The organism is Baekduia sp. Peel2402, assembly GCF_052567285.1.
Genome location: NZ_CP199582.1, coordinates 3,347,085 through 3,364,600, shown reverse-complemented (window position 1 = coordinate 3,364,600; position 17,516 = coordinate 3,347,085). Strand labels below are relative to the sequence as shown.

General features: G+C 71.9%; 16 protein-coding genes. 5 read left to right on the top strand and 11 right to left on the bottom strand.

The genetic code is table 11. The annotated features are described in order from the left end of the window. Positions 1-3 precede the first annotated feature (3 nt). The gene (locus ACT01A_RS16500) at positions 4-1,563 is read left to right on the top strand and encodes a SpoIID/LytB domain-containing protein (RefSeq protein WP_445148181.1); all 1,560 of its coding nucleotides are present in this window, start codon (positions 4-6) and stop codon (positions 1,561-1,563) included. Positions 1,564-1,662: 99 nt separating this feature from the next. After that, complete coding sequence (locus tag ACT01A_RS16495) at positions 1,663-2,232, top strand: LemA family protein (RefSeq protein ID WP_445148180.1); 570 nt, start codon at positions 1,663-1,665, stop codon at positions 2,230-2,232. A gap of 489 nt (positions 2,233-2,721) precedes the next feature. Here ACT01A_RS16495 and ACT01A_RS16490 read toward each other — a convergent pair whose 3' ends face one another. The 3 genes from ACT01A_RS16490 to ACT01A_RS16480 are packed head-to-tail and all read right to left on the bottom strand — an operon-like array spanning position 2,722 to position 5,238. Beyond that, entirely contained in the window at positions 2,722-3,399 is a 678-nt protein-coding gene (locus tag ACT01A_RS16490) for a TetR/AcrR family transcriptional regulator (RefSeq protein WP_445148179.1), read from the bottom strand. Then, positions 3,396-3,857: a MaoC family dehydratase gene (locus ACT01A_RS16485; RefSeq protein ID WP_445148178.1), complete on the bottom strand. Its 462-nt coding sequence runs from the start codon at positions 3,855-3,857 to the stop codon at positions 3,396-3,398. The genes ACT01A_RS16490 and ACT01A_RS16485 overlap by 4 nt, the downstream gene beginning before the upstream one ends. A gap of 10 nt (positions 3,858-3,867) precedes the next feature. After that, positions 3,868-5,238 carry an ABC1 kinase family protein gene (locus ACT01A_RS16480; RefSeq protein ID WP_445148177.1) on the bottom strand — a complete coding sequence of 457 codons (1,371 nt, stop codon included), beginning with the start codon at positions 5,236-5,238 and terminating at the stop codon, positions 3,868-3,870. A gap of 28 nt (positions 5,239-5,266) precedes the next feature. On the opposite strand from ACT01A_RS16480, the gene ACT01A_RS16475 reads away from it, so the two are divergent. Beyond that, a complete protein-coding gene (locus ACT01A_RS16475; RefSeq protein WP_445148176.1) occupies positions 5,267-6,127 on the top strand; it encodes a 5'-3' exonuclease in 861 nt (286 codons plus the stop codon). 110 nt (positions 6,128-6,237) lie between these two features. Next, entirely contained in the window at positions 6,238-8,268 is a 2,031-nt protein-coding gene (locus ACT01A_RS16470) for a glycoside hydrolase family 2 TIM barrel-domain containing protein (protein ID WP_445148175.1), read from the top strand. On the opposite strand, the gene ACT01A_RS16465 is transcribed toward ACT01A_RS16470, so the two are convergent. The 8 genes from ACT01A_RS16465 to ACT01A_RS16430 all read right to left on the bottom strand — a co-directional run bounded on the left by ACT01A_RS16465 (position 8,189) and on the right by ACT01A_RS16430 (position 16,529). Further along, positions 8,189-8,482 (bottom strand): GlsB/YeaQ/YmgE family stress response membrane protein, encoded by a 294-nt coding sequence (locus ACT01A_RS16465; RefSeq protein ID WP_445148174.1) that lies wholly within the window; start codon positions 8,480-8,482, stop codon positions 8,189-8,191. The two genes, ACT01A_RS16470 and ACT01A_RS16465, sit on opposite strands and share 80 nt — an antisense overlap. Before the next feature lie 10 nt (positions 8,483-8,492). After that, entirely contained in the window at positions 8,493-8,939 is a 447-nt protein-coding gene (locus ACT01A_RS16460) for a hypothetical protein (RefSeq protein WP_445148173.1), read from the bottom strand. Positions 8,940-8,944: 5 nt separating this feature from the next. Then, positions 8,945-9,310, bottom strand: coding sequence for a cupin (locus ACT01A_RS16455; protein ID WP_445148172.1), 366 nt, complete (start codon positions 9,308-9,310; stop codon positions 8,945-8,947). 12 nt (positions 9,311-9,322) lie between these two features. Continuing rightward, a complete protein-coding gene (ychF, locus tag ACT01A_RS16450; protein ID WP_445148171.1) occupies positions 9,323-10,414 on the bottom strand; it encodes a redox-regulated ATPase YchF in 1,092 nt (363 codons plus the stop codon). Further along, entirely contained in the window at positions 10,411-10,920 is a 510-nt protein-coding gene (locus tag ACT01A_RS16445; RefSeq protein ID WP_445148170.1) for a phosphatase PAP2 family protein, read from the bottom strand. The genes ychF and ACT01A_RS16445 overlap by 4 nt, the downstream gene beginning before the upstream one ends. Before the next feature lie 53 nt (positions 10,921-10,973). Beyond that, the gene (locus ACT01A_RS16440; protein ID WP_445148169.1) at positions 10,974-11,162 is read right to left on the bottom strand and encodes a hypothetical protein; all 189 of its coding nucleotides are present in this window, start codon (positions 11,160-11,162) and stop codon (positions 10,974-10,976) included. 152 nt (positions 11,163-11,314) lie between these two features. Next, a complete protein-coding gene (locus ACT01A_RS16435) occupies positions 11,315-12,739 on the bottom strand; it encodes an exopolysaccharide biosynthesis polyprenyl glycosylphosphotransferase (RefSeq protein ID WP_445148168.1) in 1,425 nt (474 codons plus the stop codon). 280 nt (positions 12,740-13,019) lie between these two features. After that, entirely contained in the window at positions 13,020-16,529 is a 3,510-nt protein-coding gene (locus ACT01A_RS16430) for a glycosyltransferase (RefSeq protein ID WP_445148167.1), read from the bottom strand. A gap of 62 nt (positions 16,530-16,591) precedes the next feature. Between ACT01A_RS16430 and ACT01A_RS16425 the strand changes: the two genes are divergently transcribed. After that, the gene (locus ACT01A_RS16425; protein WP_445148166.1) at positions 16,592-17,512 is read left to right on the top strand and encodes a glycosyltransferase family 2 protein; all 921 of its coding nucleotides are present in this window, start codon (positions 16,592-16,594) and stop codon (positions 17,510-17,512) included. Positions 17,513-17,516: the final 4 nt, after the last annotated feature.

Here is a 17,516-nt window from a genome sequence, read left to right as displayed (position 1 = left end):
GGCATGCGCCGGATCCGGATCGCCGCCCTCGCCGTCTGCGCCCTCGCCGTCGCTGCGCCCAGCGCGCACGGCGCTGCGCGCCTGGTCGTAAAGGGGCACGGCTTCGGCCACGGGATCGGGATGAGCCAGTACGGCGCGATGGGCTTCGCCCAGCACGGCACGGGCTACCGGGACATCCTCGGGCACTACTACGAGGCGACGAGCGTCGTGAAGCTCGCCGATCCGCCGGACGCGATCCGGGTCTTGTTGCAGAGCGGGCGCTCGGTGCGGGTCAGCGGCGTGGTCTCCGGCGGGCCGTCGGGGCGGAAGCTGAGCGCGTCTGCCTCCTACAGCGCGGACGCGGTGGGCGGGCGCGTGGCGCTGTACGCCGCGTCGGGGCGGCGGCTGGGGACGTACGCGTCGCCGCTGCGGCTGGCGGCGCCTCGGGGCGGGTCGTTCCGGTTGAAGGGCGGGGCGGCGAACGGCCTTGCGAACGGTCGCTACCGGGGCGTGTTGGAGGTGCGGGCGAACGGGTCGTCGGTGCAGGCGATCAACGCGGTCGGCGTCGAGGACTACGTGCGCGGGGTCGTCAGCGCCGAGTCGCCGCCGTCGTGGCCGGCCGAGGCGCTGAAGGCGCAGGCGGTCGCGGCGCGGTCCTACGCGGTGACCACGGATGCCGGCTCTGCTTCGGATGGCTTCACGCAGTACGCCGACACGCGCTCGCAGATGTACAAGGGCGTCGCGGCGGAGTTCCCGTCGACCGACGCGGCGGTCGCGGCGACCGACGACGAGGTCGTCGCCCAGAACGGCAAGGCCGTCACCACGTTCTTCTTCTCGACCTCCGGCGGTCACACCGAGAACGTCGAGGACTCGTTCATCGGGGCGCTGCCGAAGTCCTGGCTGAAGGGCGTCGACGACCCCTATGACTCGGTCTCGCCGCGCCACAACTGGGGGCCGTTCACGTACTCGCAGGGCACGGTGCAGGCCAAGTTGGGGCGGTTGGTGCGCGGGTCGTTCCGCGGGATCACGGTGCTGGAGCGCGGCGCGTCGCCGCGGATCGTGCGCGCCGAGGTCAACGGGACCAACGGCGTGACGCAGGTGACGGGTCCGCAGCTGCGGACGGCCTTCGGGCTGTACGACACGTGGGCGTCGTTCACCTACATCTCGGCGAAGAGCAAGGTGACGTCGTCGGACGAGGGCGGCGACGAGGCGAAGTCGAAGTCGAACGGCGGCGGCGGCGCTTCGAGCACCGCGCCGGGGACGACGTCGGCGCCGGCCGACACCACGGGCGGCGCCAGCGGCGATGGCAGCGGTGACGGGACGACGGGCGGGCAGGTGGCGTCGGCGTCGGCGTCGGCCGCTCGCCGCGTGCTGCCGGCGCCGCGGCGGTCGCTGTCGGGGACGTTCACGGTCGCGCGCGGGACGACGCTGGCGGTGCAGCGCCGCGGTACGCGTGGTGGCTGGGTGACGGTCGGGTTGGCGCGGGTCGGGAAGGGCGGCGCGTACCGCGCGTCGCTGCCGGGCGCGGGGACGTATCGCGTCGCTTTGGGCGACGTGGTCGGCCCGGCCGTCCGGGTGCACTGAGCGCTACCGCGACAGCCGCGTCCCACATCGCCCCTCAACGTCCGCTTAGCGTTCGCGGTCAGGGCTAAAGGCCCCGGCGGGGACGTCGATTGCGCACGTATGACCGGCTTGTCCGTCGCTATCGCCGTGGTCGCCTTGGGAGCGATCTGGCTGCTGGCCGCCTGGCGCGGCCTGCTCGCCGCGCGCGACGCGGCCGACGCGACGTGGGCGGCGATCGACGTCCACCTGCGCGAGCGCCACGCGCTCGTGCCCGCGCTCGCCGCCGCGATCCGGGCCGACGTGTCCAGCGAAGAGGCAACGCTCTCCCGCCTGCTCGCCGCCCGCGACGCCGCCGCGTCCGCCACCACGCCTTGGGCCCGCGCCGAGGCCGAGCGCCACCTCGTCGCCGGCATCGCCTCGGTCACCGCGCTGGCCGAGTCCCACCCCGCCCTCGGCGGCACCGCCGCCTTCGTCGACCTCCAGACGCGCCTGTCGCTGATCGAGGACGCGATCCAGTCCTCGCGCCGCGTCTACAACGCCGACGTGCGCCTGTACCGCACCCGCCGCACCCACCTGCCCGGCGCGCTGTTGCGGCGTTTCGGGGCGTTCGAGGACCGGCCGTACTTCGAGCTCGACCACACGCGCGACCGCGCGGGCGCGGCGCCGCTGCCGCTGGTGCGGGCGGCTTAGGGGCGGCGGCGGGCGCGGCGGTTGGTGCGCGGCCGCTGGTGGCGTCCGGTGCGGTGCGCTGGTGGTGGTGCTCCGGGTTGGAGAGGATCCGGCGAAGGAGTGAGAGCGTTAGGGCGTGGCGACCGCTTGGTGTCGTCCTCGGGCGTGGTGTCGGGCTCGGGAGGGCGGTTCGGGGCCGAAAGGTCGATCCGGGTCGTCTAATGGTTGATATACGACGCTTTAGCGACCCGGATCCCTGGCGGCGCTCCATAAGGGCTGTTTCGGGATGCGGGTCGCGTGAGCCGGAATAGTTCCGGTCAACGCGACCCGGACCATCCTTTCGGCCCCGAACGCTCCCCCGAGCCCAAGAGACGGCCCGAGGACGACACCAAGCGGCGGCCACGCCAACCCGGCTTCACTCCCTCGCCGGATCCTCTCCAACGCACCGCACCACCACCCACACCCCGCGCTGAACGCCACCAACACCGGCGGCGGAGATACGGCGATGCGCTAGCGCCCGCGCGGATCCGCGGTGAGGAAGGCCACCGTGAGCGCGACGAGCTCGTCGGCGACAGTGGAGATGCCATCAATGCCGTCGCGCAGAAGCGTGATCGAGACGATCTCGTTGACGGCGGATATCGCGGCGGTCGCCTGGAGGATCGTCAGCGACGGCAGCCCCAGGTCCGGGCGGGCTTCGCGGGATTCCTCGCGCCATTGCACCAGCACGTTGGCGAGCGACTCAACCCAGGCGGTCCAGCGCTGCGCCAGCTGCGGGCCGCCGGCGCGCATGTGGGTCAGGAACAGGCGGGTGAACTCGGGGTGGGCCACCAAGGCCTCCAAGTACGCCCGGGCGCCGCGATCGATCCGCAGGACCGGGTCGGGCTCGGCGGCGACGGTGTCGACGACCGTGCCGACCATCAGCTCGCTGGCGACCTCGAAAGCCTGCAGGAAGCAGTCGTCCTTGTCGCGGAAGTGCTCGTAGAACGTGCGCTTGGCGGTGCCGGCCTCGCGGACGATGTCGCTGATCGTCACCGCCGCGACGCCGCGGTCGGCGGCGAGGCGCACGAACGCCGACAGCAGCCGGCCGCGCTGGGACGCCAGGACGACGTCACGCGCCAGGCCGTGCGGCCCGCGTGGCAGGACCAGCGGCGCGTCGTCCGGCGCGAAGGGGGAGGTGGTGTCGCTCAACCGCCGTAGACCCTGGAGACCGACTCGGCGACGCAGACCGGCTTGTCGCCGCCCTCGCGCTCGAACGTCTGGGTGACGGTCAGCTGGACGCCGCCGGGGATGTCGTCGGCCGCGGTGAGCGTCGCGCGCATGCGGACCTTCGAGCCGACCGGCAGCGGCGCCGGGTAGCGGACCTTGTTGTAGCCGTAGTTCAACCCGAAGGCGACGCCGGTGACCTCGAACAAGGCGTAGGAGAACTGCGGCCCCAAGCTCAGCGTGTACAGGCCATGCGCGATCGTGCCGCCGAACGGCGTCTCCTTCGCGCGCTCGGGATCGACGTGGATCCACTGGTGGTCGCCGGTCGCGTCCGCGAAGGCGTTGATCGCCTCCTGGGTGACCTCCAGCCAGTCGCTGACGCCGAGCTCCTGCCCGACGCGCCCCTTGAGGTCGTCGAGCCCGTTGATGACCGTTGCTCCCATGCGACGGATTCTAAGGACGTTGCAGCCATTCGGCCTCAACACGGCCGAGCTCGGTCGACGGCGGCTCGTCGGCCATGTACTCCAACGCCAGCGTGCCCCAGTCGGCGCCAGCGCGCAGCTCGCCCAGCACGCTGAACAACAGGCCCTCCATCCGCCGCAGCAGCAGCGCCTGGGGCGGGATCGTCTGGCGGCGCATCTCCGCGAAGTACTCCGAGGCGGGCGAGCCGCCCTTCTCCATCGACTCGCGCACGTACTGCGGCGACAACCGCCGGAAGCCGCGGTTGAAGTACCACTCGCCGGCGGCGGCGAGCTGGCCGAGCACGCGCTCGGGCTCAAACGCGTCCGGATCCGGGAGGTAGCCCAGCTCGGAGAGGTGGCGGTGGACCTCGTCGGCGTCGCCCGCGATGACGGCTTGGGCCAGCTCGCGCTCCTGGTCGAGGTACTCGGCGTCCATCCGCCGCACCAGGCCGAAGTCCAGGAAGCAGACGCGCCCGTCGTCGGCCAGCAGGTAGTTGCCGGGATGCGGGTCGCCTGCCGCGATCCGCTCGCGCTCGAGCAACCCATAGAAGAACCGGAAGCAGATCTCGGCGAAGCGATCGCGCTGCTCGTCATCCAGCTTCTGGACCTCGGCGAACCCGCGCCCGGAGACGAACTCCGTGATCAGCACGCGCCGCGTTGACATCGACGTGACGACGTCGGGGACCAAGATGTAGGGGTGGCCCTTGAACGCCCGCGCGACGCGCCGGTGGTGCTGGGCCTCCATCTCGTAGTCGAGCTCCTCGCCGATCCGGTCGCGCAGCTCGGAGAGGATCGCCTTGGCGTCGAGCCCCGGCGCCAGGCGCTTGACCAGCGGCAGCAGCACGGTCGCGTTGCGCAGGTCGGTCTCGACCGCCTCCGCGACGCCCGGATACTGGACCTTGACCGCGACGTCGCGCCCGTCGTGCAGGTTCGCGCGGTAGACCTGGCCGATCGATGCGGCGGCGATCGGCGTCGCGTCAAAGGTCGCGAAGTGCTCCTCCAACGAGCCGCCGAGGTCATCGATGATGACCTTGCGCATCTTCTCGAACGACACCTGCGGCGCGTCGTCGCGCAGCGCGGCCAGGCGCGCCTTGAACTCCTCGCGCTCGCCCTCGGGCACGAGCTCGAAGTCGACGGTCGACAGCACCTGTCCGAGCTTCATCGCCGCGCCCTTCATCTGCCCGAGCTGGGTGACCAGCTCGTCGGCCAGCGCGAGCGCGCGCTTGGCGTCGGCCTTCTCGGCCTGCTCGTCGGTGCGCACGCGGTTGACGACGCGCGTGCCCGCCCAGCGCGCGGACTGGCCGGCGACGAGGCCGCCGAACTTCGCGGTGCGGGCAATGCGGGAGGTCGGGATCTTGGGCATCAGGCGTTCGTGTCAGAGTAGGCCGCGCATGCCACCGCTGCTGGTCGTCGACGCGCCGTCACTGCTCTACCGGGCGTTCTACGGGCTGCCCAAGTCCATTACGGGCGCCGACGGAAAGCCGGTCAACGCGCTGCTCGGGTTCGCCAACCAGGTGCTGTGGGCGATCGAGCGCCACGATCCGCGGGCCGTGATCCTGTGTAGCGGCGCCGAGGCGGCGACCTACCGCGTCGCGGCGCTGCCGCGCTACCACGCCGACCGCCCGCCGGTCCCCGACGAGCTTGCGCCGCAGTGGGCCGACGCGCCCGCGTTCTTCGGCGCGTTTGACTGGTCCTGGGAGGACGCCGGTGACCTGGAGGCCGACGACCTCCTCGGCGCCTACGCGCAGGCCGAAGTGGCCAACGGCGGCACCGTCCTGATCTTCAGCGGCGACCGCGACATGTTCCAGTGCGTGGGCGACGCCGTCAGCGTGCTGTTCCCCCGCGGCGGCAAGGACGGCCCCGAGCTGGTCGACACCAAGGGCGTCAAGGAGAAGTACGGCATCCGGCCCGACCAGGTGCCGGACTTCATCGCCCTGCGCGGCGATCCCTCCGACGGCATCCCAGGCGCCAAGGGCATCGGCGAGAAGACCGCGGGCGAGATCCTGCGCGTGCACGGCGACCTGGAGACCGCGATCGCCAACGCGGACAAGGAGCGCCCGCGGGTGGCGCAGACGCTCAAGAACCAGGCCGACGAGCTGCGCGAGTTCCGCAAGATCGCGACCTTGCAGCCGATCGAAGTGGCGTGTCCCCCCGACGCGCCGACGACGTTCGGCCCGGCCTCAGAGGCCGCGACGGCGCGCGGGATGAACCGGCTTGCCACGCGCTTGGAAGCTTTGGCGCAGAAGGGGTAACCGGTGCGCGGGCGAACCCCGCGCTATTGGCCGCCTCTCCGTCTGCCGATCCTTCAGCGATGATCCTCCGCGTGGTGCGACGTCTTCTCGTCTGCCTGTGCGCTGTTGCCATGCTCGCGAGCACGGCCCAAGCAGCGACGCTTCCGCGCGCCGTCGATCTCGATTCGGCCGGCTGGGAGTACACGCCCGACCACCGCTCCTGGACCGCCGTCGACCTCCCGCACGTCTTCGACGCCCAGCCCAAGAGCCAGGACTTCTCGGGCCAGACCGGCTGGTACCGGATCGCGCTACAGCAGCCTGACGGCACCCCGCAGGGCTACACCTGGGGCGTTCACTTCGAGCAGGTCCGCCGGATCGCGGACGTCTTCCTGGACGGCCGCAAGCTCATCCGGCACTCCGATCCCTACGCGCCGTTCACGGTCGCGCTGCCCCAGCTGGCCGACGGCGCCCGCCACGAGCTGGAGCTCCGCGTCGACAACCACAAGGCCAAGGAGCCGCGCGAGGGCTGGTGGAACTGGGGCGGGATCACACGCCCGGCGCAGCTCGTCCCGCTCGGCACCGCGAACACCCGCGACGCGGGCTTCCTGCCCAGCAAGGACGCCGATGGCGACTGGTCGGTCCTGGTCGACGCCACGGTCGAGAACCGCGGCGCCACGACGATCGCGCCGACGCTGGCCGCCCACTTCACCAACCCGGACGGCGACGACGCCGGCAGCGGGAAGGCAACGAGCCGCGCGCTGGCGCCCGGCGAGCGCGCGCGCGTCCGCTTCCGCGTACCGCTCGAAGGCAATGCCCAACTGTGGGCGCCCGGCCACGCCAAGCTCTACGGCGCGTCGCTGACGACCTCGACCGGCTCGACGGTCTGGCAGCGCGACAGCGCGAAGATCGGCCTGCGCACGGTCACCGTCAAGGACGGCTTGTTGCAGCTCAACGGCAAGCCCGTCGAGCTGCGCGGCGCGTCGATCCAGGAGGACGTCGACGGCCACGGCCCGGCGCTGACCGACGCCGACGTGAAGTCGATCGTCTCGCAGTTGAAGGCCATCGGCGCCAACGTCACCCGCGCCCACTACGCGTTGGACGAGCGCTTGCAGTCCGCTCTGGACGCCGCCGGGATCATGGTCTGGACCCAGGCCCCGATCTACCACCGCGACCGCCTGCTGGAGACCGACGCCCAGCGCGACGCCGCGCTGTCGACCGTCCGCGCCGCCGTCTTGCAGACGCGCAACCACCCGTCGACGATCACGCACTCGGTCGCCAACGAGCTGTCGGTCGTCCCCGACACCGTCCCGGGCACGAAGAAGTTCCTCGACGCCGCGCGCCTGCTGACCGTCGATCTCGACGCGACGCTGCCGACCTCGGTCGACACACTCAGCTACCCCGGCTACGCGCGCCAGGAGACCTACGCGGCGTTCGACCTGCTGGGCATCAACTCCTACTTCGGCTGGTACCCGGGCAAGGCGGGGCACTCGACCGCCGACATCCGCTCGCTCGGCCCGTACCTGGCCGGCATGCGCGCCATGTACCCCAACTCGGGTCTCGTGCTGACGGAGTTCGGCGCCGAGGCGACGCTGACCGGACCGTCGACCGACAAGCAGACCTATGCCTTCCAGGAGGTCTACACGCGCGACGTGCTCGGCGCCGTCCGCGCGGCGCCGACGTTGAGCGGCGCGATCTACTGGACGCTTCAGGAGTTCGCGGTCAAGCCGGCCTGGGACGGCGGCGCCAAGATCCCCGGCGCCGACCGCAACGCGATCCACCACAAGGGCCTGATCACCTACGACGGGCGCCGCAAGCCCGCCTATGACGTGCTCGCGCGCGACATCAAGGACACGCCCTTGGTCCGCTCTGACGCAGACGTCGCCTACGCGCTGGACACGCGCGTGCCGGACGGCCACCGCGGCGGCGTCGGCATGACCGTCGCCGTCCTGGTCTTGCTCGCCGCGCTGGCGCTGCTGGCACTTGACGTGTGGGCGTTCTTCGGCTGGCGCGAGGCGATCCTCGCCGACGACCGCGACACCCGCGCCCGGCGCCGCGCCGGCTTCCGCGCGGCGGTGCTGGCCGCTAGAAGCGCGTCTGGTCCGGATCGCGCCGGGTCGACCACAGGCCCTGACCTCGTGAGCGCCGGATCAAGTACACGATGATGGTCGCGATCAGGACGCTGCCGACGAACCCGCCGGCGTTCGGATCGCCGATCAAGGCATAGGCCAACAGTCCGGCGACCATCGACGAGGCGATCCCGATCGCCGCCGTCGCCCAGAGCGACATCGGGTCCGGGCCGGGCAGCGCGAGGCGGCCAAGCCCGCCGACGATCACGCCCGAGACGAACAGCAGGACGAGGTAGAGAAGCAGGCTCACGCCGGTGACGTTACCTGCCGCGAACGGGAGCACGCACGACCTCGCCGCTGGCGTGCATGAGGCGCGGCTCGAGCTCGTTGTGGCCGCTGGCGCCGACGACGACCCAGCCGGTCGCGTCGACCCACGAGCCCAGGCTCGGCAGGTGTCGCAGCGGGAAGTCGCGGGGCACCTTGACGATCCGCGGGTGCAGGCGGGTGATGACGATCAAGTGGCGATCGCCGTCGCCGTCGGGGTCGTGCTTCTGGATCCAGACGACGCGACCGGCGACGCGCACGCACGTCGTGTGGTCCCGTCCCACCCCGGAGTCGGCGCGACACGGCGCCGTCCAGGCGGGGGCTCCGGCGCCGGCGAGCCCGGAACGCGGGTAGGTCTCGAACGTGCCGCGCGACAGCACGACGCCGGCGACCGCGGCGGCGATCAGCAGCGCGGCCAGGACGCCGAGCAGGATGCGCCGCACGAGCCTCAGTGCGCGCTCGTGCCCTCGCGCCCGTAGTGGTCGGAGATCCGCACGACGTCCTCGACCTCCGGCGTGGAGACCTCCAGGACGTCGGAAGTCTCGATCGCCTCGATCGTGTGGATCTCGCCGGGGCGGTTGCGCCAGGTGTGGCCGGGCTCGATGACCGTCTCGGTCAGCGCGTCGGCGCTCTCGCCCTTGATCAGCTTCAACTTGCCCGAGAGCAGGTAGCTGCTCTCGTCCTTGGTGTCGTGGTACTGGAGCGAGAGCCGGTGGCCGGCCTCGACGTGCAGGATCTTGCCGGCGTACCGATCGGTGACGGCGTACCAGAGCTCATGGCCCCAGGGCTTGTCGACGTGGCGCGGAAGCTCCATTGCCAACCCAGCCTAGGGCGTGAACTTGACGTTGATCACGTCGCCGTCGCGCATCACGTAGTCGCGGCCCTCCAGGCGCAAGGTGCCGCGCTCGCGGGCGCCGGCGAAGCCGCCGGCGTCGAGGAGCGCGTCCCAGCCGATGACCTCGGCGCGGACGAAGCCCTTCTGGATGTCGGTGTGGATCGCGCCCGCGGCGTGCCACGCGGTGAGGCCGTCGCGCATGTGCCAGGTCTGGGCGATCGTGCCCTCGCCGGCGGTGAAGAACGTGATCTGGTCCAGCAGTGAGAACGCGCCCTTGGAGATGCGGTCCAGCCCCGACTCGCTGACGCCGAGGTCGGCCCGCATCTCGGCGGCGTCCTCCTCGTCCATCTCGGCCAGCTCGGCCTCCAGGCGCGACGAGATCGCCACCGCCTTGGCGCCGATCGCGTCGGCGTGGGCCTGGATCTCCGGCGGGACCTCGTCGGATCCCTCGTCGACGTTGGCGACGAACAGCACCGGCTTGATCGTCAGCGGCGAGAGGTCGCGCAGCGCGTTGGGCGCGAGGTCGGGCACGGGGTGGTCGACGATCGCGGTCCGGACCGACTTGCCTTCCTGTAGCGCGGCGATGATCCCTTCGAGCCACTTCTGCTCCGCGGTCAGCTCCTTGTCGCCGCCGCGCGCGCCCTTCAGCACGCGCTCGTGGCGGCGCTCGGCCTGCTCGAGGTCGGAGTAGATGAGCTCGGTCTCGATCGTCTCGACGTCGCGCGCCGGGTCGACCGAGCCCTCGGAGTGCAGGATGCCGTCGTCGTGGTGGGCGCGGACGACGTGGACGATCGCGTCGGTCTCGCGGATGTTGGCCAGGAACTTGTTGCCCAGGCCCTCACCCTCGGACGCGCCGCGCACCAGGCCGGCGATGTCGTGGAAGGCGATCGTGTCCCAGACGACCTCCTTGGACTTCAACAACTCCGACAGCTTCACCATGCGCTCGTCGTGGACGGGCACGATCGCCACGTTGGGCTCGATCGTGGTGAACGGGTAGTTCGCCGCCTCCGCACCAGCCTTGGTGAGGGCGTTGAACAGCGAGGACTTGCCGGCGTTGGGCATGCCGACGATGCCAACCTTCATCGAGCGCGATCTCCTACGAACGTGCCGAGGAGCGCCCCGGCGAGGATGTCAGATGGGTAATGGACGCCGAGATACACGCGGGAGGCGGCCATCGCCAGAGCCAGCGGGTACAAGACCTTGCCACCGCGGCCGCCCGCGACGAGCGGCGAAAAGGCGCGCGCGCCTGCAAACGACGACGAGGCGTGGGCCGACGGGAAGCTCAGCTGCGTCGGCGTCTTCATCAGCTGCGGCAGGTCCGCGAGCGCTGGGCGGCGGCGGCGCACGACCTGCTTGATCGCCGTGTTCAGGACGTAGGCCGCGGTGGTGGCCTTCACGCCGCGGCGCCACTGCGCCCGGCGCGGGCGGTCAAGCGCCATCCCGAGCCCGCCGATCGCCAGCCACAACGCCGCGTGCTCGCCGGTCCGCGAGAACGCGCGGACGACGTGCTCGGCCTGCGGGCTGTGGCCACGCGTGCGCGCGGCGCGGTAGAGCGCCACGTCGGCGGCGAAGAGGGATCCGGCGTCCATCGACGGGCAACGGTAGTCGTCGCCCGCGTCGCGCGCCGTCCGGCTCCTGCCGCTCAGGCCGACTTCAGCGCGGCTTCCTCCAGCTCGACGGCTCGCAGCAGCTGGCACTCATCAGAGACCAGCTCCGCCGAGGCGATGCCGCGGTCATGCGTCGCAATCACCTCGAAGTTGTCGTCAAGCAGGGTGACGCGACGCATCCGTCCTTGGAAGCGCTCGACGAACACCCAGTTGGGGTCGGCCATGCCTGGCCCTTTCTGTCCAAGGAGATCCCCGCACGGATCTCCAGTCCCCCTAACGGTACTCGGCCCCACCTCCTACAAGAGGGGGATTTCGGGGCCCAAGATGTGGGGCACGTTCGTACCGTGCGGGGGACCGGACCGGCCGGCGTCCTGCGCTACATCCCGCGGCGCGCGAGCATGTACGGCACGGTGCGCAGGAGGATCTTGATGTCCTCGAACAGCGTCCAGGTCGTCACGTAGAGGTAGTCGATCTTGAGCATCTCGTGCATCGGCACGCGCGAGGAGCCCATGATCTGCCAGTGACCGGTCATGCCCGGCGTCAGGTGCAGCCGGCGGCGGTCATACCCGGTGATCGTCTCGTCCTCGGACAGGATCAGCGGGCGCGGGCCGACGAGCGACATCTCGCCCAGGAGCACGTTGAGCAGCTGCGGCAGCTCGTCCAGCGACGTCTTGCGCAGGAACCGGCCGACCCGCGTGATCCGCGGATCGTCGGCGATCTTGAACAGCCCGTTGGCCTCGTTGTGGGCCATCAGCTCGGCCTTGCGCGCCTCGGCGTCGGCGTCCATCGTGCGGAACTTGAAGATCCGGAACGCCTCGCCGTCGCGGCCGATGCGCACCTGACGGAAGAACACCGGGCCGCGCGAGTCGACCTTGATCAGCAGCGCGATCAGCGCCAGGACCGGCGCGACGACGAGCAGCGCGGTGATCGCGCCGGCGAGGTCGAACGCGCGCTTGACCAGCTGCGAGGAGCGACCCAGCGCGAACTCGCGGACGCCGAGGATCGTCATGCCGCCGAGGTCGTCGAAGACGACCGACTGGCCGACGACGTCGAAGACGTGCGGGACGATGCTGGCGCGGACGCCGATCGCCTTGGTCGCGCGGATCAGGTCGACGGTGATCTGCGGGTTGGTCTGGCTCGGCACCACGAGCACGCGGTGCGCGTCGAGATCGCGCACCAGGTGCGCAAGCGTGGCCTCGTCGACCGGGCGCTCGTCCAGGCTGAAGTCCGAGACGCGCTGAAGCGACATGCGCCCGACCAGGCGGGCGTGGACGTTGCCGGCCTCGAGCTTGGTCTGAAGGCGCGAGTAGGTGCCGGCGTCGCCGATCAGCAGGAGGCGCTCGGCCTCGACGGCCCGCGACGCGACGTAGCGCGCCACCCGCCGGAAGAGCAGGCCGAGGACCAGCAGCAAGCCCCACAGCAGCAGCGCCGAGCTTTTGGACAGCGGACCGTTGAGCAGGACGCCGTCCAGCATCCACGCGGCGAGCGTCGAGAGCGTGGCCAGCTCCAGCAGCGCCGGCGCCTCGTCGACCGTCGTCTTGCGGATCACGAGCTCGTCGCGGTCGTAGAGACCGCGCAGCTTGCAGGCGACGATCAGCAGCGGGAGCCCGAGCAGGACGCGCGGGCTCAGCTGGTTGCCACCGAAGACGTTCGTGGCGAAGACGAGCGCGACCAACGCCGACAGGGCATCAGCGACGGCGAGGCTGCGCCGGTACCGGCGGTCCCTGAGCAGGACCGCGGTGTTCGGCATGACCTCTTCGATGACGCTGTCCGGGGCCGAGCGCAGGCCCGTGATGCGCATGAGTTTGGTCGTACCACGGCCGGGTTCGACCGTGCGAAGCGGGACTCGCAAGTGAAGCGTTCCTTTTGAAGAACTGTGCTTTGAGGTCCGCCTGCCGAAGCTTCCTGCTCTGCGTGGCCCCGCATGGCGGATGTGACGTCCCCGACCGTGGGCGTGTCACATATCTACGTGTGTACGAACGTGGACAAGACCGTAGCGACGAACCACCGGTCTGCCTAGATCTTGCGGCACTAGGCCGCATCGACCATTGGTCCACTGTCCGCAACAGGACTGCAGTCGTTTACCTGGACGGACGATCGACCAAGGCTGCGAACGCATCGAGCGTATCGCCTCCTCGGACCTCCAACCGCGGCACGCCGAGCAAGTTGCGGGTCGGATACGCCCACCAGTGCATGGTGGTGTACGCGACTTCGTAGCCGACAGCGCCCGCAATCCGTTGCACGGCACCGTCGTTGAGGCCGAACGGGTAGGCGAGCGTCGTGACCCGGCGACCGAGTCGGTCCTCGAGCGTGACCCGGCTCTCTGTCAGTTCGCGGACAACTTCGCGGTGCTCGATCGCGGTCAGCGCCGCGTGGCTGACGGTGTGAGAGCCGATCCGCACGACGTCCTTGGGCAGGTCCGCCAGCGCCTGCCAGTCCATCAGCGGCTCCCGGCGCTCCCACGCGGTGTCCCACGCATCGGTGCCGCCGACGTGGCCGGTGACGACGAAGAGCTCGGCGGTGAAGCCGTGACGCTGGAGGATCGGGACCGCGGTCTCGAAGTCCTCGAACCCGTCGTCGAAGGTGATGATGATCCGGCGGCCAGGCAGCGGCTGGTCCGCTGCTGCGGCGGCGGCCCATTCGTCGACGTCCACCGACCCGAAGCCCTGCTCACGCAGGTGGTGCAGTTGCTCGTCGAACCGCGACGGCTCGGTGCGCCAGCGGCGAGCGCGCGGCTCGCCTTCGTCGGCGATGCGGTGGTACATCAGCACCGGGAGCGCGCCGGTGACCGCCCCGTCGCCGCCCAGCGCCGGGGCCGAGACGCCCGCGGGGGCCTCCTGGTCCTCGGGCAGCTCGACGTTGCGCAGGCGGACCGCCGGACCCTTGGACAACGGCCGCGGCAGGCGGCTGGCCCGCAGCGCGTAGCGCTGGGTGCGCGTCGTGGCGGTGCGCACCTCGTCGGTCAGCTCCAAGCGGCGGCCGGCGTGCAGCGCGCGCCAGATCTCGTCGGCGCGGGCCACGCTGGAGGTGATCACGAGCGCGCCACCGGGCGCCAGCGCCTCGCCGAGCCGGCGGGCGGCGCCCTTGAGCATCTGCGGGCGCTCGGCCCAGCGCAGCACGTCGCCGACGACGATCAGGTCGTTGTCGCCGGGCAGCGGCTCCTCGAAGACGTCGGTGCGTTGGAAGGAGACGTTGGCGCGGTCGGCGCAGCGGGCGGCCGCCTCCTGGAGCGCCAGCCAGGAGATGTCGGCGACAACCAGGTGGCCGGACCGCGCGCTCAGCTCCGCGGTCAGGACCGGATCTGAGGAGCCGACCTGGAGGACCTGGCGCTCGGCGCCCTCGCCGACGAGCTCCAGGACGTGGCCGCGACGTGCCTCGGCGACCGTCGCGGGCCGCGGGCGCGCGCCGGTCAGGTGGCGGCTCTCGAACCAGCGGGCGCGGTTATGCGAGCGCAGGCCGAGCTCGACGGGCTCCAGGGCGTGGTCGACGAGCAGCGGCGCGTGGACGATCGCCTCCGGCTCGCCGGCGCCGGACGGCGGGGCCACGAGTGGCTGGCCGGTGTGCGCGGCCAGCGCCCGGACGTCATCGGCGGCGGCGGCGGGCAGCAGCGTGTAGCGCCCGGCGGACCCGCTGAGCGGCCCGTGGCGCAGGCGCCCGAGCAGCGTCGCGTCGTCGAGGGCGAGGTCGCGCGCCGCGCTGCGCCAGCCGGCGACGAGCGTGGGGCCGCCGTTGGTCTCGCCCCTGTCGGCGGCGACGCCGAGCGCGCGGCGCCGAGCCGCCGCGACCGCGAGCCGCTCGCGCAGCGTGGCGTCCTGCGGGCCGTCGTGCAGCAGCAGCGCCTCGCGGACGACCACGTTGCACAGCTCGAAGCCCGCGGCGTAGCTGATCACCCCGCGCAGCGCCTGCGCCGAGACCACGCCGCGGGTGGGCTGGACGCGCACGCGGGCGAACGGCAGCCCGGCCAGCGTCACGTCGACGTCGAGCGGTCCCTCGACGCCGGTGATCGTCGGCAGCGGATCGGCGATCTCGACCGCGCCGAGGTCGGCCACGGCCAGCTCCGGCCCGCCGCGGTCGTCGCGCGCGGGCTTCTCGCCGAGCTCGTAGAAGCGGTCGTGGCCCCACTCCGGCCGGCCCCAGATCTCCTGGAGCAGGACGATCCAGCCGGCGGCGGCGTGCAGCGCCTCGGCGTCTGAGACCTCGGCCGCCGCGGGCGCGTCGGCGAGCTTCAAGCGGCCACGGCGCACGACGATCCGCTCGCCGCGCTGGACCTCCAGCTGCGGGTAGACCGTGCGCTCCAGGTAGCGGCGCAGGATCTCCCACGCGTGGGAGGCGGCGATCGCGTCGGCGACCACGACCGCGGGCGCGGCCTCGCCCGCGGCGGGCAGCAGCATCGGCGGCTCGTGCTCGGGCAGGCCACGCGGGGCGACCATCAGCCGATCGGCGCCGTGCAGCGCGAACGCCCGGATCGGCCCGTCCAGCGGCGGACGCGTCACGCGCGTGCGGCCGACCGTCAGCTCGTCGTGCTCGGTGCTGTGCTGGAGGATCAGCTCCTCCAGCGTCTGGCGCAGGGTCAGCGCGAACCAGCGGTCGTTGGTGAAGGCGCCGACGGCGTCCACGAACTCCTGCAGCCGCGCGCCGACGCCGGGCGGGTAGTCGGGCCAGCGGCTCACCGACGTCCCGCGCGCGACCGCCGTCGCGCGGAAGACCGTGTGCGCCATGCCGACCGCGTCGGCGTCGCCGGGATGGCGGTCCTCGATCAGCTCCAGGAGCTTGCCGCCGTCCTCCTCCCGGGCGATCTCCAGACCCGCGGCGTAGGCGGCGAGGTACATCCGCGCCGTGCGCGCGGCGGCCGTCGCGCCATCGAGCGAGAGCCGCAGGCCGGGGTAGCCCTGCATCCGCGGGTCCTCGCCGTAGCCCTGGGCGATCAGCCGCAGGCCGTCAGTCATCATCCGCACGCCGCTGCCTGATGCCGACCCGGCGCGCACGCGGTAGTAGGCGACGGTCTCGGGGATCGACGCGAAGCGCACGTTGGTGCGCACGAGCCGCTGCCAGAGGTCCCAGTCCTCGCAGGTGACCAGCGACGTGTCGAAGCCACCCAGTTCGCGGACCAGCGCGGTGTCGACGATCGACGTGTGGATCGAGAACGCGCAGGTGCGGGCGAACTTCGCGAACAGGTCGTCGTCCTCGGCGATGCGCTCCTCGGGGATCTCGGTGCCGTCGGCGAGGATCCGCGTGCAGCCGCCGTTGATCAGCTGGGCGTCAGGGTGGCGCTCCAGCGCGGCGGCCAGCTGCGCGAAGGCCTCGGGCGTGATCCAGTCGTCGGCGTCCAGGAAGAACAGCCACGGGTGGCGGGCCAGCGCGATCGCCGTGTTGCGGGCGGACGACACGCCGCCGTTGTCCTGGCGATGGGCGCGGATCCGCGGATCGCGCGCCGCGTACTGCTCAGCGATGCGCAGGGTGCCGTCGGCGGAGCCGTCGTCGACGACGATCGCCTCCCAATCGGGATGCGTCTGGGCCAGCAGGGAATCCAGCGAGACGCCCAGCGTCGATTCCCGGTTGTAGGCCGGTATGACGACCGAGATCGACGCCATCGGAGGGGCGCGATACTACCTGTCCTTTGTTCGATGTACCCAAAGCGCTCACCGTTTCCGTCGTGATCCCCACCGTCGGGGGGTCTGGCGCGCTAGGCGAGATCGCGCAATCGGCGCTGACCGGCGGCGCGCTGGAGGTCGTGGTCGTCGACGACCGTCGCGGTCCAGCAGCGGACGTCGGCGGCCTCCACCTGCCCGACGACGAGCGGGTGCGCGTGATCGCGGGCGGCGGGCGCGGCCCGGGCCCCGCGCGCGCCGCGGGCGCCGCGGCGGCGCGCGGCGACGTCGTGCTGCTGCTCGACGACGACGTCGCGATCGAGCCTGAAGCGGTCGCCGGCCACGCGGCCCGCCACGCGTCGACCGAAGACCTCGTCGTGCTCGGCCCGATGCCGCTCGCGCTCGGCGCGCGCGAGCCCTTCCCCCGCGTCCTGTACGCAGCCGACTACGCGCGCGCCAGCGCCCGCTGGGCCGCCGACCCCGGGCAAGTCCTCGAGCGCCTGTGGACCGGCAACGTGTCGCTGCGCCGCGACGTCGCGCTGCGCGTCGGCCTGCACTCGCCCGCCTACGACGGCTACCGCCACGAGGACCGCGACCTCGGCCTGCGCTGCCGCGCCGCCGGGCTGACCGGCGTCTGGGCCCCCGAGCTGCGCGCGGTCCACCGCTACGAGCGCGCGCCGGAGCGCTTCTTCGCCGACGCGCGCGCGCAGGGCGCCGAGCAGGCGCTGCTGGCGCGCTTGCACCCGCAGGCCGACGTCGCACGCCGCCCCGCAGACCTCCTGGACGGCGTGCCCCGACCGCTGCGCCCGGTGCTCGGCCTGGCCGCGGGCAGCGCCGCTGCCGCGGCGTCCATGCGGGTCGCGCTGCGTGGCGCGCTGGCGCTCGCAAAGACGCTGGGGAGCGACCGCGCGACGCTGCGTCTGGCCCAACTTCGGCGCCGCGTGGAGCAACTCGACGGATGGGCGCGACCCGGCATGAGACAATAAGGGC

Excerpts from the sequence above, each read along its gene's own strand:
- ACT01A_RS16500 (WP_445148181.1), top strand. The coding sequence starts at position 4 with ATGCGCCGGATCCGGATCGCCGCCCTCGCCGTCTGCGCCCTCGCCGTC.
- ACT01A_RS16495 (WP_445148180.1), top strand. The coding sequence starts at position 1,663 with ATGACCGGCTTGTCCGTCGCTATCGCCGTGGTCGCCTTGGGAGCGATC.
- ACT01A_RS16485 (WP_445148178.1), bottom strand. The coding sequence starts at position 3,857 with ATGGGAGCAACGGTCATCAACGGGCTCGACGACCTCAAGGGGCGCGTC.
- ACT01A_RS16480 (WP_445148177.1), bottom strand. The coding sequence starts at position 5,238 with ATGCCCAAGATCCCGACCTCCCGCATTGCCCGCACCGCGAAGTTCGGC.
- ACT01A_RS16475 (WP_445148176.1), top strand. The coding sequence starts at position 5,267 with ATGCCACCGCTGCTGGTCGTCGACGCGCCGTCACTGCTCTACCGGGCG.
- ACT01A_RS16470 (WP_445148175.1), top strand. The coding sequence starts at position 6,238 with ATGCTCGCGAGCACGGCCCAAGCAGCGACGCTTCCGCGCGCCGTCGAT.
- ACT01A_RS16455 (WP_445148172.1), bottom strand. The coding sequence starts at position 9,310 with ATGGAGCTTCCGCGCCACGTCGACAAGCCCTGGGGCCATGAGCTCTGG.
- ychF (WP_445148171.1), bottom strand. The coding sequence starts at position 10,414 with ATGAAGGTTGGCATCGTCGGCATGCCCAACGCCGGCAAGTCCTCGCTG.
- ACT01A_RS16445 (WP_445148170.1), bottom strand. The coding sequence starts at position 10,920 with ATGGACGCCGGATCCCTCTTCGCCGCCGACGTGGCGCTCTACCGCGCC.
- ACT01A_RS16440 (WP_445148169.1), bottom strand. The coding sequence starts at position 11,162 with ATGGCCGACCCCAACTGGGTGTTCGTCGAGCGCTTCCAAGGACGGATG.
- ACT01A_RS16435 (WP_445148168.1), bottom strand. The coding sequence starts at position 12,739 with ATGCGCATCACGGGCCTGCGCTCGGCCCCGGACAGCGTCATCGAAGAG.
- ACT01A_RS16430 (WP_445148167.1), bottom strand. The coding sequence starts at position 16,529 with ATGGCGTCGATCTCGGTCGTCATACCGGCCTACAACCGGGAATCGACG.